The sequence below is a fragment of the Microbacterium azadirachtae genome, from assembly GCF_025583665.1.
Lineage (GTDB): Bacteria > Actinomycetota > Actinomycetes > Actinomycetales > Microbacteriaceae > Microbacterium > Microbacterium azadirachtae.
Window position 1 is genome coordinate 2,247,591 of the sequence record NZ_CP099706.1, and the last position, 16,157, is coordinate 2,263,747.

General features: G+C 71.4%; 14 protein-coding genes. 3 read left to right on the forward strand and 11 right to left on the reverse strand.

The genetic code is table 11. The annotated features are described in order from the left end of the window. Positions 1-23 precede the first annotated feature (23 nt). The 4 genes from NFX31_RS10740 to NFX31_RS10755 form a co-directional block, all read right to left on the reverse strand. Complete coding sequence (locus NFX31_RS10740) at positions 24-2,087, reverse strand: PKD domain-containing protein (protein ID WP_262955688.1); 2,064 nt, start codon at positions 2,085-2,087, stop codon at positions 24-26. Positions 2,088-2,204: 117 nt separating this feature from the next. Then, a complete protein-coding gene (locus NFX31_RS10745; protein ID WP_262955689.1) occupies positions 2,205-3,533 on the reverse strand; it encodes a M50 family metallopeptidase in 1,329 nt (442 codons plus the stop codon). 68 nt (positions 3,534-3,601) lie between these two features. Further along, the gene (dxr, locus tag NFX31_RS10750; protein WP_045251726.1) at positions 3,602-4,687 is read right to left on the reverse strand and encodes a 1-deoxy-D-xylulose-5-phosphate reductoisomerase; all 1,086 of its coding nucleotides are present in this window, start codon (positions 4,685-4,687) and stop codon (positions 3,602-3,604) included. A 15-nt stretch (positions 4,688-4,702) separates the two neighbouring features. Beyond that, a complete protein-coding gene (locus NFX31_RS10755) occupies positions 4,703-5,668 on the reverse strand; it encodes an FKBP-type peptidyl-prolyl cis-trans isomerase (RefSeq protein ID WP_045251725.1) in 966 nt (321 codons plus the stop codon). Between the two features lie 124 nt (positions 5,669-5,792). Between NFX31_RS10755 and NFX31_RS10760 the strand changes: the two genes are divergently transcribed. Next, complete coding sequence (locus NFX31_RS10760) at positions 5,793-6,596, forward strand: lysophospholipid acyltransferase family protein (RefSeq protein ID WP_374700520.1); 804 nt, start codon at positions 5,793-5,795, stop codon at positions 6,594-6,596. Between the two features lie 7 nt (positions 6,597-6,603). Here NFX31_RS10760 and NFX31_RS10765 read toward each other — a convergent pair whose 3' ends face one another. Continuing rightward, a complete protein-coding gene (locus NFX31_RS10765) occupies positions 6,604-7,089 on the reverse strand; it encodes an OsmC family protein (RefSeq protein ID WP_045251724.1) in 486 nt (161 codons plus the stop codon). Between the two features lie 81 nt (positions 7,090-7,170). Here NFX31_RS10765 and NFX31_RS10770 point away from each other — a divergent pair, with 81 nt between their 5' ends. Both NFX31_RS10770 and ald read left to right on the forward strand, forming a co-directional pair. Beyond that, entirely contained in the window at positions 7,171-8,166 is a 996-nt protein-coding gene (locus tag NFX31_RS10770) for an asparaginase (protein WP_262955691.1), read from the forward strand. Positions 8,167-8,232: 66 nt separating this feature from the next. Beyond that, a complete protein-coding gene (ald, locus tag NFX31_RS10775) occupies positions 8,233-9,348 on the forward strand; it encodes an alanine dehydrogenase (RefSeq protein ID WP_262955692.1) in 1,116 nt (371 codons plus the stop codon). Here the strand turns inward: ald and NFX31_RS10780 are convergent. The 6 genes from NFX31_RS10780 to NFX31_RS10805 form a co-directional block, all read right to left on the reverse strand. Further along, on the reverse strand, positions 9,320-12,139 hold the full coding sequence (locus NFX31_RS10780) for an FtsK/SpoIIIE domain-containing protein (protein ID WP_262955694.1): 2,820 nt from the start codon (positions 12,137-12,139) through the stop codon (positions 9,320-9,322). The genes ald and NFX31_RS10780 overlap by 29 nt on opposite strands. Before the next feature lie 57 nt (positions 12,140-12,196). Beyond that, positions 12,197-13,015, reverse strand: coding sequence for a PP2C family protein-serine/threonine phosphatase (locus NFX31_RS10785; RefSeq protein ID WP_045251720.1), 819 nt, complete (start codon positions 13,013-13,015; stop codon positions 12,197-12,199). A gap of 83 nt (positions 13,016-13,098) precedes the next feature. Beyond that, positions 13,099-14,070, reverse strand: a complete 972-nt coding sequence (locus NFX31_RS10790) for an aldo/keto reductase (RefSeq protein WP_045251719.1) — start codon at positions 14,068-14,070, stop codon at positions 13,099-13,101. Between the two features lie 93 nt (positions 14,071-14,163). Next, complete coding sequence (locus NFX31_RS10795; RefSeq protein WP_220387416.1) at positions 14,164-14,919, reverse strand: large exoprotein; 756 nt, start codon at positions 14,917-14,919, stop codon at positions 14,164-14,166. A gap of 113 nt (positions 14,920-15,032) precedes the next feature. After that, a complete protein-coding gene (locus NFX31_RS10800) occupies positions 15,033-15,797 on the reverse strand; it encodes a YaaA family protein (protein WP_045251717.1) in 765 nt (254 codons plus the stop codon). Between the two features lie 82 nt (positions 15,798-15,879). Further along, complete coding sequence (locus NFX31_RS10805) at positions 15,880-16,155, reverse strand: F0F1 ATP synthase subunit epsilon (protein ID WP_045251716.1); 276 nt, start codon at positions 16,153-16,155, stop codon at positions 15,880-15,882. Positions 16,156-16,157 lie beyond the last annotated feature (2 nt).

Consider the following 16,157-nt stretch of genomic DNA (forward strand, 5'->3'; position numbering starts at 1 on the left):
CGGCGCCTCCTCTGCGGCATCGCCTACTTGGTGTTCAGCTTGAAGCTCCCGCTCCAGGCCGCACCGGCATACCGTCCGGCGATCCCGGCCCAGGACACGGAGACCGGGTAGGTGCCCGGCTTCAGGGTCAGCTTCAGCGCGGTGGAGGCCACCCCGTTCGCGCCGGTCTGGGCGGTCACGGTCTGGCTGCCGATCACGAAGGTCACGGTCTGGTTCGCGATCGGACGGCCGAGCACGTCGGTCACGGTCGCGGACAACGGGATCTTCGCGTTCGGCTTGCTGGACAGCGTGCCCGTGTAGACGATCGCCGAGGCCATCGACGTCACCGTCTGCGACACCGCCGCGGAGCTGCTCGCGACATACCGGGCATCACCCGCGAACGCCGCGGTGATCGGATAGGAGCCGCTCGGGAGCGTCTCCGTCACGGTCGCCGCAGCCGTCCCGGAGCCGTCCGCCGTCGCCGTGGCGAGCTGCGTCGCACCGCCGGCCGTGGTGAAGGCCACCGCCGCGCCGTTGACGGGTCGCCCGAACTCGTCCATCACCGCGCCCCGGTAGGTGACGGGGGCCGAGTAGGTCGCCGTCAGATCGCCCGTGAACGACGTGCTCGTGCTGCGGGCGCGCACCGTGACCGAGACGTCCTTGGCGGTGCAGGCGCCGTGCCTGTCGCACACCGTCACGGTCACCTGCGCGGTTCCCGGATCCGCCCACTGATGCGTCTCCGACGGCCCGCCCGTCACGATGGCCGAGCCGTCGTGGAAGTCCCACGCGTACGTCAGCGTCGACTGCTCGGCGGCGCCCGGATCCGTCGCCTGCGCCTGCAGGGTCAGCGGACGTCCCCATGCGACGGTCGGGTCGGCGGGGGCGACGATCACGGCCGGCGGAAGGTTGTTCACCCCGACGCCGAACGTCGTCGTGCCGGACAGGCCCGTCACGTCGGTCGCGGCGACCATGCCCGAGAACGGACCGGAATCCGCGAACACGTGCGTCGTCGGGCTGCCGTACGCGGTACCCCCGTCGGAGAAGCTCCACACGAACGTGGCCCCTGCGGCGCAGGGTCCTGCGGCGACCGCGCTGAACGGGATCGCGCTGCCCTCGTCCCCGGTGAACGTCGGAGCGGCCGTCACGGTGGGCGGCACGTTGTTCGCCAACGCGCTGCCCAGCGCGTAGGACACGTCGGATGCCGTCTCCGCGAACCCGCTGTCGTTCGTTGCGAGCGTGTCGGTCGCGTCGTACACCGTGATGTTCGGCGCCCCGGGAAGGGTGAACGGCGGGTACGGCACCACGACCGGGATGACCGCCGGTGCCGAGACCTTCACCGTCCAGACCAGCTCGGTGACGGTGTGCACGGTGCCCTGGAGCCCGAGGCCGGACAGCCCGTACATCACCGGAGATCCCACGGGCGTCGTGCACGGCACCGACACCTGATCGGTCACCGGCTGGCCGGTGCCGAGATCCAGCGGGCGGGTCAGACCGTTCAGCGACCTCGTCGCGGCGACCGCGGACACCGAGAACGTCGCCGTCGTGCGCAGCTTGGCCGCGACCTGGGGAGTGAGCGGGCACGCGTTCGCGTCAGGGGTCGAGCCGGGGATGTCGGGGCACGGCGGCGGAACCACGGTCACATCTGCGGACTCCGCGACGCAGGTGGCGGTGTCGCCGTCCGCGCCGAGGCTGCACGGCGTGCTGGCGTTCATGACGGTGGGCGCGAACGCGATGGGGACGGAGCTGCCGCTGACGTCCACCGTCCCGGAGAACCCGACCGTGTGCTCCACGGTGAGCGTGCCGGCACCGGGCTGCCGGGTGACCACCGGGTTCACCGCTCCGCCCTGGCGGACCGTGCTGTCGTCCCATCCGGCGGAGACGACGTCCGACTGCGAGAGCGCCAGGTGGGTGGTGAGGCTCGCGGTGCCGTTCAGGGCACCCGTGACGGTGTAATCGGCGGCGGGCAGATCCATCGCCTGACTGAAGGCGACGGTCTGGTTCTGGCCGACCGGACTCGCGAAGGCGGGAGCCGGTGTGAGGAGCGCGGTGGCGACGGCGATCGCAAGACCTGTGATCACGGCACGCCGCGTCTTTGCGACGGTGTTCATCGGGGGGCCTTTCCTAGAGGGACGGCTGCGGGTGCCCGCAGCGTACGTCCCTAGAGAGTCGGCGCCCGTCCCCCTGATACACGGATCGGGATCCGGATCCGTGCCCGAAGCGGCGTCTCAGCCGATCGTCACCGGCCGGAACAGGTCGGCCACGAGCAGCAGCGCGCCCATCGCGATGAGCAGGCCCGCGACGACGATCGTGAGCGGCACGAGGCGCGTCGCGTCCACCGGCGCCGGCGGCGCACGACGGAACAGCTTCGCCCACGCGCGCTTCAGTCCGTCCCACAGCGCGACCACGATGTGTCCGCCGTCCAGAGGCAGCAGCGGGATCAGGTTGAACACGAAGAGGGCGATGTTCAGCGAGCCCATCAACCCGAGCAGCACGGCGAAGCGGTTCAGCAGGGGCGCATCGGCCGCGGCGACCTCGCCCGCGATCCGTCCCACGCCGATCACGCTGAGCGGGCCGTTCGGGTCACGAGGGGTTCCGGTGACCAGCGATACCCCGACGTCCCACAGCCGCACGGGCAGGTTGCCGATCAGCTGCACCACCGCGCCGGCGTTGGTCATCGCCTGGTCGAAGCCCGCGTTCGCCGGCTGCTTCACGTATGCGAGCTGCGCGTAGACGCCCGCGTAGCCGACCGTGTGCACGACGGGGTGGCCCTTGTCGTCGACGACGGGCCGGCCGTTGCCGTCCACCTGCTGACGCTGCGCGGCGACCGGGGTCAGCTGCAGCGTGACGTCGGCGCCGTCGCGGGAGACGACGAGCGGGATGGTCTTGCCGGGCGACGCCTGGATGATGGCGCTCGCCTCGGCGAACGTCGACACGGCCGTGCCGTCGACCGAGACGATCCGGTCCCCCGGCTTCACGCCGGCCTCGGCGGCGGGCGCGACCGGATCCGATGACGTGCAGGACGTCTGGGTGGAGCCCGCCGGCAGCACGCACTCGGACAGCGACGCGATCGTGGTGGTGCCCTGCTGCACCCCGATGCCGCTGAGGAGCACCGTGAACACGACGATCGCGAGGACGAGGTTCATGAACGGCCCGCCGAACATCACGACGACGCGCTTCCAGACCGGCAGCAGGTAGAAGACGCGGGTCGCGCGCTCGGGGTCGATGGTCTCGTCGTTGGCCGCCCTGGCGTCCTGGATCAGGCTGCGGAACGCGCCCCGTGACCGGCTCTGCGCCGCGTCCTCCTGCTCCCCGGGCGAGGGCGGGTACATGCCCGACATCGAGATGAAGCCGCCGATCGGAAGCGCCTTGACCCCGTATTCGGTCTCGCCGATCCTCTTCGAGAACAGCCGCGGTCCGAAGCCGATCATGTACTGGCCGACATGCACGCCGAACAGCTTGGCGGGCACCAGGTGCCCGAGCTCGTGCAGGGCGATCGAGACGCCGAGCCCGACCAGCACGAACAGCAGGCCGCCGACGTATAGCAGGATCTCCACCCCGCCACGCTACCGGTGCCGGGCTAGGAAACGGCCGTGCCGCGGCTGTGCGCCCGGCCTGTGCCCGGTCAGGCGGATGCGGCGATCACGCGGTCCGCGGTCGCACGCGCCCAGGCCTCCGCCGCGGCCAGTGTCTCGACCGTGAGCTCCTCGGGCGGATCGTGCGCGTCCACGACGCGCTCGATGGTGTCGACGATCCCCAGGAACGGCAGGCGCCCCTCGTGGAACGCGTCCACCGCCTGCTCGTTGGCGGCGTTGTAGACGGCCGGATAGGTGCGGCCCGCACGCCCGACCTGCTTGGCCAGCGCCACGGACGGGAAGGCGGCCGTGTCGAGCGGCTCGAACGTCCAGTTCGCCGCCGTCGTCCAGTCGATCGGACGGCCCACGCCCCCGACGCGGTTCGGCCAGTCCAGTCCCAGCGAGATGGGAAGGCGCATGTCGGGCGGCGAGGCCTGCGCGATCGTGGATCCGTCCACGAACTCGACCATGGAGTGCACGATCGACTGCGGATGCACGACGACCTCGATGCGCTCGTAGTCGACGTCGAACAGCAGGTGCGCCTCGATGACCTCGAGCCCCTTGTTCACGAGCGTCGCCGAGTTCGTGGTGACCATGCGCCCCATGTCCCAGGTGGGGTGCGCGAGCGCCTCCGCCGGGGTGACGGCCGCCATCTGCGCGCGGGAGCGCCCGCGGAACGGGCCTCCGGACGCGGTGACGACGAGGCGGCGCACCTCCTGCTTGGTGCCCGAGCGCAGCGCCTGGGCCAGCGCCGAGTGCTCCGAGTCGACCGGGACGATCTGCCCCGGTGCGGCGAGCGCGGTGACGAGCGCGCCTCCGACGATCAGCGACTCCTTGTTCGCCAGGGCCAGCGTTCGCCCGGCCTTGAGGGCGGCGAGAGTGGAGCCGAGCCCGATGGATCCGGTGATCGCGTTGAGCACCACGTCCGCCTCGACGTCGCGCACCAGCTGCTCGGCCTCGGCGGAGCCCAGCGCCGTGTCCTCCACGCCGAACTCCTCGGCCTGCTGCGCGAGCAGGTCGGCCTGTGTGCCGGCGGCGAGCCCGACCAGCTCGAAGCGATCGGGGTTGGCCCGGATCACATCGAGGGCCTGGGTCCCGATCGAGCCGGTGGATCCGAGGATGAGGACGCGACGCATGCCCTCAGCCTAGGGTCACTGGGTCGGGGCCGCAGGAACGGTGCCGAGGATGTCGACCACGAACACCAGGGTCGAGTTCGCCGGGATCGAGCCCTGCGCCTGAGCGCCGTAGCCGTCGGCCGGCGGGATCACCGCAAGCACCTGCGAGCCGACCTTCTGGCCCTCGAGCGCCTTCTTGAACCCGGTCACCACTCCCGTGGTCTGGAACTGCGCCGGGGTGCCGCGCTTCCAGCTGGAGTCGAACTCCTTGCCGTCGGCCCAGGTCACTCCGCGGTACTGCACGATGACGTAGTCGCCACTGGCCACCGTCGCTCCGTCGCCCTGCTTCAGGAGGGAGATCTTCGTCTCGGTCGGCGGGTCCGCCTTGGGGATGGTGATCTCCGGCGCGCCGTCCTTGGCGAGCTTCACGGCCGGCATCCCGTCGACCGGAGCGACCGCGGTGCCATCCGCCACCGTGGAGAGCTTCTTCGTGGCCTGGGCGTACACCACGACCGACTTCCCGCCGTCGCCGAACATCTTGCCGGGGATCGCGGCGACGACCGCCGACCCGAGCGGCTGGCACTCCAGCGCGGCGACGAAAAGCGATTGCTGCTGCGGATCCAGCAGCACCGGAATCTGGTCATCGGACCCGCGCGAGCTGGAGTCGAGGACGGCACTGTCCGCGGCGTTCACGATCCGGTACTGCACGGAGACGAGGTCGCCGGGCTTGACGTCCTTGCCATCGCCCTTCTTCACGACCGTCCGCTCGACCGCCGTGGCCTTGTCGACGTCAGCGGCCGAGGGAACGGTGACCTTCAGATCCTTGCCTTCCCCCTCGAGCGTGACGGCGTCCGACGCCTTGCCCGGCTTCGCGTCGAGCAGGCACGATGACGAGGCCGACGGGGTGGGCGATGCAGAGGGGCTGCCGGCGCCGGCGCAGCCGGAGAGCAGGAGTGCCGTCGCGGCGACGGCGGACAGAGCGGCGGCGATGCGGATGCGCACAGAAGACCTCGAGACGTAGGGACGAACCCACCCATCCTGCCGTATCGGGCTTTGCCGCCGCTGGGAGATGCCTCCTGCATCGCGCATTCCGATCGTGGAATGGATCCTGATCTAGCCTTGTCTGGTGACACCGGAACACGAACCCGCAGCGTCCGCGGACCGCGACGGCGCCGTCGCGGAGACGCACCAGCCTGAGGACGAGGTGCGCCGCACCGGAGCGACGTATCTGCTCGGCCGGATGATCCTGATCCCGCTCACCCGCCTGATCTACCGCCCCCGCATCGAGGGCCGCGCGAACGTGCCGATGGACGGCCCGATCATCATCGCGTCGAACCACCTCTCCTTCATCGACTCGATCGCGATCCCCGTGGCCGCGCCACGGCGCGTGCACTTCCTGGCGAAGTCCAGCTACTTCGAGGGCACCAGCCTGAAGGGCCGCTTCGTGGCCAGCTTCATGCGCGCGGTCGGCGCCATCCCGGTGCGCCGCGGCGCCGGACAGGCGGCGCTCGACGCCCTCGACGAGCAGCGCAAGCTCCTGGACGAGGGGCTCGCGGTCGCGCTGTACCCGGAGGGCACGCGCTCCACCGACGGCCGCCTCTACAAGGGCCGCACGGGCGTCGCCTTCCTCGCACTGCAGACCGGGGCGAAGGTCGTGCCCGTGGGCGTGATCGGCACGGACAAGGCGATGCCGGTCGGGGCGAACATGCCCAAGCTCGGCGTGAAGGTGACCATCCGCTTCGGCGAGCCGCTGGACCTCTCCCACCACGGCTCGGCGAACTCGGGCCGGGCGCGTCGCGGTGCGACGGACGAGATCATGGCCGCGATCCACGCCCTCAGCGAGCAGGAGCTCGCGGGCGTCTACAACGAGGTGCCCGCGCAGGGCACGATCGAGAAGATCAAGCAGGCGCTGCCGCACGAGCGCCGCTGACGTCGCGTCAGTCCGCGGCGTCGGCGACCAGGATCGTCGCCTCGTGGCGCACCGGGAACGCGACGGAGTTCGCGATGAAGCACCAGGCGTTCGCCTGGGCGTGAGCGGCCTCGGCAGCCGCCCGCATGGACTCGTCGGCGACCGTCACCACAGGGTGCAGGGTGACCTCGGTGAACGCTCCCCCGCCGCGCCCGTCCTCCTGCATGGTGCCCGTCGCCTCGTCGCGATAGTCCACGACGACCACCCCGGCAGTCACGCAGGCATGCAGGTAGCTCAGCAGGTGGCATTCGCTCAGTGCTGCGAGGAGCATGTCCTCGGGGTTCCAGCGCGTCGGATCCCCTCGGAACGGCTTGTCCGAGGACGCCAGCAGATCCGGCTTCCCCGCCACGCGGATCGTGCTGGCGCGGTCGTAGTCGCGGTATCCCGAGGTGCCGGTTCCGCGGTTGCCGGTCCACGTGGTGCTGAGGGCGTAGCGATGGGTGCCGAGGCTCATGGATCCATCGTGCCAGGCCGCGTCCGTGCGGCGCGGAAACGGCAGCGTTCGAGTGCACGCGCGCCCACTAGGCTTTCCTTCGTGGTGCAGACTCTGACCGTCCAGGATGCCGTGGAACTCGCCGTCGTCGAGCGGAACGGTTTCATCGAATCCCGCCACATCGGAGCCGCGGTCGTGCTGTCGGCGGAGGGCGAGATCATCGCCCGGCACGGCAACCCGGAAGCACTGGTCCTTCCCCGCTCGAGCCTGAAGCCGCTGCAGGCGGTGGCCTGCCTGACCGCCGGGGCACCCCTCGAGGGCGAGCAGCTGGGACTGGCCAGCGCCAGCCACGTCGGCACCGACCGCCATGTGGCCGTCGTGCGCGAGGTCCTCGCCGCCGGCGGACTCACGGAGGACGATCTGGGCTGCCCGGCCGACTGGCCGGGCGACTCGGCGACCCGGGACGAGCTCGTGCGCGACCACGCGAGCAAGGCGCGCATCCGGATGAACTGCTCCGGCAAGCACGCCGCGATGCTGCGCGCCTGCGTGGCGAACGGCTGGCCCACCGCCGGATACCTCGGGCTCGACCACCCGCTGCAGGTGCACATCAAGGAGACCGTGGAGCGCCTGAGCGGTGAGCGCGTCGCGGCGACCGCGATCGACGGCTGCGGCGCCCCGGTGCACGCGATCACGCTCGCCGGACTGGCGAGGGCTCTGCACCGGATCGGCAGCGCTTCCGAGCGTTCGCCGTTCGCGCTGCACCGCGTCGCCGGCGCACTGGTGCGCACTGTGCGGGAGAACCCGTGGACGATCGAGGGTCCCGGCCGGCCCGACACGATCGCGATCGAGAAGCTCGGCGTGTTCGCCAAGCACGGTGCCGAGGGCGTGATGGTCATGGTCGCGCCGAACGGCACCACGGTCGCGCTGAAGATGCTGGACGGATCGGGCCGTGCGGCCACGATCGTCGCGGCGACCCTGCTCGCCCGTGCGGGCGCGCTGACCGACGCGCAGGTCCAGGACCTCGCCTCGGCCCTTCCTCTTGCCGTCCTCGGCGGCGGCAGCGACGTGGGGGCCATCCGCCCCGGCGCCGGAATCTGAACGCCCCCAGAAGGGGCCAGAACCCGCGGGCGGGAAAGCCCATCAGGGAAAAGGAAAGGAGCCACAATGAGGATCTCGGTCCCCAGTGAGGTGAAGAACAACGAGTTCCGGGTGGCGCTCACCCCCGCCGGAGTGCACGACCTCGTGCTCGCCGGCCATGACGTCTTCGTGCAGTCCGGCGCCGGCGCCGGCTCCTCGATGTCGGACGACGACTACCGCGAGGCGGGAGCGACGCTGCTCGACGACGCGGACGACGTATGGGCCCGTGCTGAGCTGGTGCTGAAGGTGAAGGAGCCGATCGCCAGCGAGTACCACCGCTTCCGCAGCGATCTGGTGCTCTTCACCTATCTGCACCTCGCCGCCGATCGCGCGCTGACCGACCGTCTCGCCGAGTCGGGCATGACCGCGATCGCCTACGAGACGGTGCAGCTGGCTTCGGGGGCGCTTCCGCTGCTGGCCCCGATGAGCGAGGTCGCGGGCCGTCTGGCGCCGCTGGTCGGCGCGAACACGCTGATGCGCTCTCAGGGCGGTCTCGGTCTGCTGATGTCCGGCGTGCCCGGAACCCGTCCGGCTGTCGTCACGGTGATCGGCGGCGGCGTCGCCGGCGCGAACGCCGCGGTGATCGCGGCCGGCATGGGCGCCGACGTGACGATCTTCGACACCAACATCGCCCGGCTGCGCTACCTCGACGACTTCTTCGGCGGACGCGTCAAGACCGCGGCGTCGAACCCGCTGGATCTGCGCCGCGCCGTGGTCGGATCGGATCTCGTCATCGGGTCGGTGCTGATCCCCGGGGCGAAGGCGCCGAAGCTGGTCACGAACGACATGGTCGCGGAGATGCGTCCGGGCAGCGTGCTCGTGGACATCGCCGTGGACCAGGGCGGCTGCTTCGAGGACACCCATCCGACGACGCACGACGACCCCACCTTCCGGGTCCACGACACGGTGTTCTACTGCGTCGCGAACATGCCGGGCGCGGTGCCGAACACGTCGACCTCGGCGCTGACGAACGCGACGCTGCCCTACGTGCGCCAGATCGCGTCGCGCGGCTGGCAGGCCGCTCTTCGCGCCGACGCCGCCCTCGCCGGCGGTCTCAACGTCACCGGCGGGAAGATCGCCAACGCCGGTGTGGCCACGGCGCACGATCTGCCGCTCACGCCGCTGGAGGAGCTGCTGGGCTGACGTCGTCCCGCGGGGCGGGCAGGATCACACGGGACGGTCTTCCGTCCGCGTTCACGGTCCATGCCCGCCCCGCGTGCGTCAGCGCGTAGGGCGGCAGCTCGCGCACGCCCGCCAGCGTGCGCAGCTCCCTGCCCGCTTCCGCGAGCACGACCGCCTCCCCCGTCCGCATCACGCGCTGCCAGAGCGCGTACTGCCGCTGCCACGCATCCGCGTCCCCGACGATCAGCGCGAGGTCGTCGGATGCTCTCGTTCCGTCCGAGACGATCACGGGCGCACCCTCCGTCAGCAGCTGCACCACGCCGCGCCCGAAGCACCGCGACAGCGCGTCCGCGGTGCGCGCCGGCGTGGTGCTCACGAGCCCGACCAGGGGCGCTCTCGGCTGCCAGACCGGGGCGTCATCCGCGTGTGCACGACCGTCCGCGTCGGCTCGATCCGGCACGGCGACCTGCACCTCGACGCCGTCGAGCACACCCCGTCCCGGCGTGCGGCCGGGATCGTAGGTGCGCGGATCGCCTCCGGCGGTGAGGTGCTCGGTGCGGCTCGCGGCGCGCAGCAGCATCCGCGCCGGCAGCAGATCGGCCGCGGACGAGACCTGCGCCGAGCACCGGGACGCGCTGAGCAGCACCGTGCCTCCGCATTCCGCGGCGATCCGCAGCACGCGCTGCAGCTTCTCCGCCCAGGCCGCCGCGTACTCGTGCGGGAACGCCGCGAGGTGCCGGTCCAGGTCGTCGACCGCCAGCAGCGCGGGCAGGGGACGTCGTCCGTCCGACAGCTCGTCGAGAAGCGCCCACGCGCGTTCCGGATCCCCCGGCAGCAGCAGGGAGTCCGTCACCTGCTCGACGGCGTTCCGCAGCGCAGTGCTCTTGCCGGAGCCCGGACCGCCGAACACCGTGAGACCGCGATCGTGACCGATCCGCAGGGTGCGCGGTTCCTGGCGCTGTCGATCCGGCTCGTCCGCGAGGCCGATCACGAGCTCCCCGGCCGGACATCCGGGCAGGTCCGCGCGGCGCAGCCGCGTCGGCAGGGCCGGCAGCCAGGGACTGCGCGCACGGAGCGCCCCCGGCCATCGCACGGCGATCTCCGCGATCTCCTCCGGACCGGTGCGTGCGACGCGGAACGCCGCCGGGGCGGTGTCCTGGGCGCGCCGGATGCAGGCGAGCCCGCGCCCGGCCAGATCGCCCGGCAGTCCCGCCGCCTGGTCGGTGCCGATCATCACCCGGCTGTCGGCGGCGTCCGTCACCCGCAGGGCGATCCTCAACGGGCAGTTGGCCGCCAGGGCGTCGCGGATCACCCCGGTCGCGCGCTGCGTGCCGAGGACGAGGTGCATGCCCAGAGCGCGTCCGCGTGCGGCGATGTCGGTGAACACCGCCGCGAGATCCGGATGCTCCTGCAGCAGCGCGGCGAACTCGTCGACGACGATCACGAGCCTTCCGAGGTCTCCGCGTGCCTCGGCGATGCTCCTCACGCCGCTTGCGGCCAGGAGCGCCTCCCTGCGGCGCAGCTCGGCGCGGAGGCTGCGGACTCCGCGCGCGGCGCCGTCGGCATCGAGGTCGGTGATGATCGCCGCGACGTGGGGCAGCGACCGCAGCGGCTCGAACGCGGCGCCGCCCTTGAAGTCGGCGAGCACGAACGACACCCGCTCGACGGGGTGCGCTGCGGCCAGCGCCGCCACCCAGCTCACCAGCAGCTCGCTCTTGCCTGCGCCCGTGACGCCCGTCACGAGGGCGTGCGGTCCGTCGGCGACGAGGTCGACGACCACTGCGGCGTCCGCGTCCCTCCCCAGTACGGCCGGGAGCCCGTGCGGACCGCCCGGCGTGCCCCCGGCGTCGCCGTGGCCGTCCGCTGATGCCAGCACCTCCCGCAGGGCGACCGCACCCGGGATGCCCGCCGCCGCACCGCGCTCCCGGACCAGGTCGCGGACGATCACCTCCGCCTGCTCGCGCGAGACCCCCTCGGCCGCGCACACCCGGGCACCCTCGGCGATGCGCAGGCACGCGAGGCCGGGGTCGGCCACGTCGAGCACCGCGTGGTAGCCCGCGGGCGGCGGATCCCCCGGTGCGACCACGCAGATGCGGGGGCCGGAGGATGCAGTCCGACGTCTGCCGACGTGCACCCCCGCCGCGACGGCGGGCAGCCCTCCGTGGCCCGCCAGGTCGTCCATTCCGAGCCACGCGACGCCGTCTCCCTCGAGACGGATCGCACCGGCGGCGTGCCGCAGGCACAGCTGCAGCAGCAGGGCGCGTGCGACCGCGGCGGCCACCGGCGCAGGGCCGCGTACGCACAGCCCTTCCGCGAGCGGCGCGGTCACGGGCACGCCGGACACGTTCCGATGCTGCGCACGGAAGTCCTCGGCCCGCTCCCCCGTCCCGCTGAACCGCAGCGGTGAAGGGCCGTCGCCACGGCCGACGGACACCTCGATTCCCGGTGCCAGAGCGACGGCCCGGGTCGGCGGTTCCTCGAGGCAGCCGGCGAGATCGGGAGCCATGCGCACGCGTCGCCCTCGCTCCTCCGTCTCGCGCCTGGCCACCGTCTCCTCCACGCGCTCCCACGACTGCGCCTCCTCGCCGCGAGCAGCGCGGAGGGCGCGCCTGCGCTGACGCACGCCGTCCAGGAAGGACCCCAGGATCATGACGGGGCCCAGCGCGGCGAAGCACAGCGTGAGCGGCGACCCGGTCACGGCGAACAGCACGGCCCCTGACACGACGGGGACGATCGCCGCGATCAGCGGCAGAGCACCCCGCGCAGGCGGGGTGGGTGCGGCGGGAAGGACGATCGTGTCGACGGGCTCCATGCCGTCATCCCATCGCGTGCGACGGGTCAGCGGGGCTCCGCCCGCGCGACCGGTGCGCTACTCGACCGGGATCGGCGCTGTGGAGGACGAGTCGGAGCTGGCCGGAAGCCGCCGCGCGTCCACCACGATGACGGTGACGTTGTCACGGCCGCCGTTCTCCAGCGCAGCGCTGAGCATCGCGTCCACCGCGGCGTCCGGCGTCGGGTTGAGCCCGAGGAAGTGCTGGATGCCGTAGTCCGTGAGCTCCTTCGTCAGGCCGTCGGAGCAGATCACGAACCGATCACCGTCCTGCACGGCGAACTCGCGGTAGTCCGGCGGCAGGGCTTCGCTGACGCCGACCGCACGGGTGATCACGTTGCTGTACGGATGTCCCTCGGCCTCCTCCGGGCTGAGGCGCCCGGCCGTGATGAGCTCCTGCACGACGGAATGGTCCGTCGTCACCTGGCTGAGCGCACCGTCGCGCAGCAGATACACCCGGGAGTCGCCGATATTGAGGGAGACCCAGTGCGCATCGCCGTCGATCAGGGTGAAGAAGACACCCGTGAGAGTGGTCCCCGTGCCCTCATCGGTGGTGTCGGGATGCGCCGTGATGTCCTGCACGGCGGCGATCAGCGCCGTCTCGATGGTCGCCGCCGAGACCTCTCCTGCACCGACCGCCTCCTGCAAGCGCGCGACCGTGCGCTGGCTCGCGATCTCTCCCCCGGCGTGCCCGCCCATGCCGTCGGCGACGACGAAGAGCGGGAACTCGGCGAGCAGCGAATCCTGGTTGCTCTCGCGTCGGCGACCGGTGTCGGTCGCCCCCGCCCAGCTCAGGACGACCGTGTCGCCGGAGGCCAGTGCGATCTCGCGGGTGTGCGCTGTGGAACCCTGGCTCATCGCGATCCTCCCTCGGCTCGGGCGATCGGAACGACCGCTGAAATCTCACACATCGTAATGGATCCCCACCGTCGACACGCGGCTCAGGCCGCCGGATCCGCGGGCAGCGGAAGAAGCGCGTCGATCGCAGCGACCTCGTCGGCGCTCGGCGTCCACGCTCCGCCGGCGCGCGCGTTCGCCTCGATCTGCGCCGCGGACGTCGCACCGGCGATCACGGAGGCCACGCCCGGCTGCGCCAGCAGCCATCCGAAGGTCGCCTCCAGCATCGTGATACCCCGCTCGTCGCAGAACGCCCGGTAGGCGTCGAGCGCATCCCAGGGCGCGTCCTCCCAGAGGTGAGCCCTGGTGCGCATGATGCGGCTCTGCGCCGGTCCGCCCTCGCGCGTGAACTTGCCCGTGAGCAGGCCGTTGTGCAGCGGGAAGAAGGGGAAGAACCCGAGCCCGAAACGGTTCACCGCGGGCAGGACCTCGCGCTCCGAGGCGCGCGACAGCAGGGAGTACTGATTCTGCGACGAGATGAAGCGGGCGCTGCGCGCAGCACGCAGCTCCGCTTCGGCGATCTGCCAGCCGGCGAAGTTGGAGTGGCCGAAGTAGCGGATCTTCCCCTCGCGCACGAGCTCGTCGAGCGCGTCGAGGGTCTCCTCGATCGGTGTGAGCGGATCGGGCCAGTGCAGCTGGTACAGGTCGATCCAGTCGGTCCGCAGACGGCGCAGCGACTCCGTCACCGCTTTGCGGATGTAGCGCCGGGAGCCTCGCGCGGCCGGGAAGTCGTAGCCCATGTCGACGCCGGGGTAGCCGAACTTGGTGGCGAGCACCACCCGGTCGCGGCGACCGTCGAGAGCCTCGCCCATCAAGGTCTCGCTGAGCCCGGGGTCCTTGCCGTAGATGTCCGCCGTGTCGAGGAACGTCACGCCGTGGTCGATCGCAGCATCCAGGACTTCGCGCGTCCCCTGCAGCGTCTCCGTCGCGGTTCCCGCCCGTCCGAAGTTGTTGCATCCGAGCCCCACGGCGGAGACCAGGAGCCCGGACGATCCGACACGACGTTCAGCGCTCATGCCTTCCAAACTACAGGTCGTGATCGACGGCCGCGGTCCGCCGTGGGAACGACGAAGGCCCCGGTCCGAGGACCGGGGCCTTCGTGATCAGCATCAGGCCGGGGGCTGCTCGCCCGTCTGCGGAGCATCCGGGTCTGCCGACGGCGCGGCCGGCGGGGCCGGAGGCGCGGGCGGGGTCACCGGCGGCTGCGGAGCTGCCGGAGCCGGCGGAGCGGCCGGCGGCTGGAAGGTCGGCGCCTGCGGGGCAGCGGGTGCCTGCGGCGCAGCCGGCTGACCGTAGCCCGGCTGCGGCGGGGCGTAGCCCTGGGCCGCCGGAGGCTGGTAGCCCTGCGGAGCACCATAGCCCGGAGCCGCCTGCGCGGACGGCTGCACCGGGATGCCCTGCCAGACCGTGCGGTCGGCGAGGAAGCCGTTGCCGGCCCAGGACGCGGGGACGATGTTCGGGTTCCAGCGCGACTTGTCGAACGCGTTGATGCCGAGCCACACGATGCTGAGGAAGATGTACAGCACGACCCAGGCACCGCTCTTCTGCAGCTTGAGGCCGACACGCCACGCGGCGAGCACCATCAGCACCGCCATGGCGATGCCGACGAGCCACCCGAGGAACGGCACCCACGTGAGCAGGAAGCCGAATGCGAGCCACGGGCTCAGGTCACCGAGCTTCAGGAAGATCATCACGTTGTAGAACGGCACCCACGCGCGCCACTTGCCCTCGACGCCGGCCTTCTCGAAGATCTTCATCAGGAAGAGCGAGCCGAGCACGTAGAAGACGACGGCGAAGATGAACCAGGTCAGGGCCGCGATCAGATAGGCAGCCGCAAGAGCGGTGCTGTCTCCGTAAGAGTCCATGTTTCCCTCCGGGATCGGTTGATGATGCGTACGCATCGAGGAGCCCCAGCTGAGAATCTGCTGGGTGCTTCGACGCGAAACACCATACCGCGTCCGAGCGTCGCACTCACGAACTATTTGCGGACCGGCGCCTGATCCGTGACCAGCTCCAGTATTCCGGTTTCATCCGTGACGCGGAGTTCGACCCCGGCTCGCGAGGCCCAGTTCCGCAGCGTGCGCAGCGACGAGATGTTCGGCCGGTCCTGGGCGAGGCGACGGACGAGCTCGCCCTTCGCGTACTTGTTGAAGTGGTTAAGCGCCTTGCCCTCTGCCGTCACGACGCGCACATACGCCGAGGGAACGCCCTCCGGCACGGGGCCCAGTCCCACGTAGGCCTCCGAGCGCAGATCCAGCACGAACCGCGGAGACACGTTCGCCAGCTCGTCCGACACCGCCTCGGACCACAGCCGGCGCAATGCCGGGAGGCCCGGGACGGACGCGGCGGCGCCCAGCCGGTAGGACGGGATCGGATCCAGCGCTCCGACCGGGCCGAACGGCGCCGAATGGATCCGGACGTGTGCGCCGAGCCACCGGCGTGCATAACCGTCGAGCGAGGCCGCATCCAGCGCGTCGTACAGCACCCCGGTGTAGCGGTCGACGGCCGGCATCACCGGTCCGTCACCGAGGGAGGCGTTGTCGTGCACCGCTTCGGAGAGCTGCTTGTCGCTGAGCTTGAGCACCCGGCGTGTCGCCTCGGCGTCGGCCGCGAGCGCCCCGAGCGCATCGCGCACGAGGATCCGCTGCGGCAGCAGGCCGGGCAGGGCCCATGCGGACGGATCCGCAGGGCCGCTCTTGCCGCCGGGACGCTTGGTCTCGCTCGGCGGCAGCAGGATCATCATGGGCAAAGGCTCCTCGAGGTCGTGCGGAGACACGCAAACGCCGGACCCCCGAAGGGATCCGGCGCGTGCGTGAAGTGGTCGATCAGGCGACGAGCGCCGCGTTGCCCGCCACGATGGTCAGGGTGTCGCCCTCCATCGAGACGAAGCCGTCACGGGCGCTGGCGAGCACCTTCGTGCCATCCAGCTGCGTGATGCGGACCTGCCCCTCGGCGAGGATGGCCAGCACGGGCTCGTGACCGGCCATGAAGCCCAGCTCGCCCTCGACGGTCTTCGCGACGACGAGGCTCGCCTCGCCGGTCCAGACCTCCGCGTCGGCGGAGACGAGGCTGACATGCAGTGATGCAGCACCGGCCGCCATGA

Coding starts and splice junctions, on each gene's coding strand:
- NFX31_RS10740 (WP_262955688.1), bottom strand. CDS start 2,087: ATGAACACCGTCGCAAAGACGCGGCGTGCCGTGATCACAGGTCTTGCG.
- dxr (WP_045251726.1), bottom strand. CDS start 4,687: ATGCGTCGCGTCCTCATCCTCGGATCCACCGGCTCGATCGGGACCCAG.
- NFX31_RS10765 (WP_045251724.1), bottom strand. CDS start 7,089: ATGAGCCTCGGCACCCATCGCTACGCCCTCAGCACCACGTGGACCGGC.
- ald (WP_262955692.1), top strand. CDS start 8,233: ATGAGGATCTCGGTCCCCAGTGAGGTGAAGAACAACGAGTTCCGGGTG.
- NFX31_RS10780 (WP_262955694.1), bottom strand. CDS start 12,139: ATGGAGCCCGTCGACACGATCGTCCTTCCCGCCGCACCCACCCCGCCT.
- NFX31_RS10785 (WP_045251720.1), bottom strand. CDS start 13,015: ATGAGCCAGGGTTCCACAGCGCACACCCGCGAGATCGCACTGGCCTCC.
- NFX31_RS10790 (WP_045251719.1), bottom strand. CDS start 14,070: ATGAGCGCTGAACGTCGTGTCGGATCGTCCGGGCTCCTGGTCTCCGCC.
- NFX31_RS10795 (WP_220387416.1), bottom strand. CDS start 14,919: ATGGACTCTTACGGAGACAGCACCGCTCTTGCGGCTGCCTATCTGATC.
- NFX31_RS10800 (WP_045251717.1), bottom strand. CDS start 15,797: ATGATGATCCTGCTGCCGCCGAGCGAGACCAAGCGTCCCGGCGGCAAG.
- NFX31_RS10805 (WP_045251716.1), bottom strand. CDS start 16,155: ATGGCGGCCGGTGCTGCATCACTGCATGTCAGCCTCGTCTCCGCCGAC.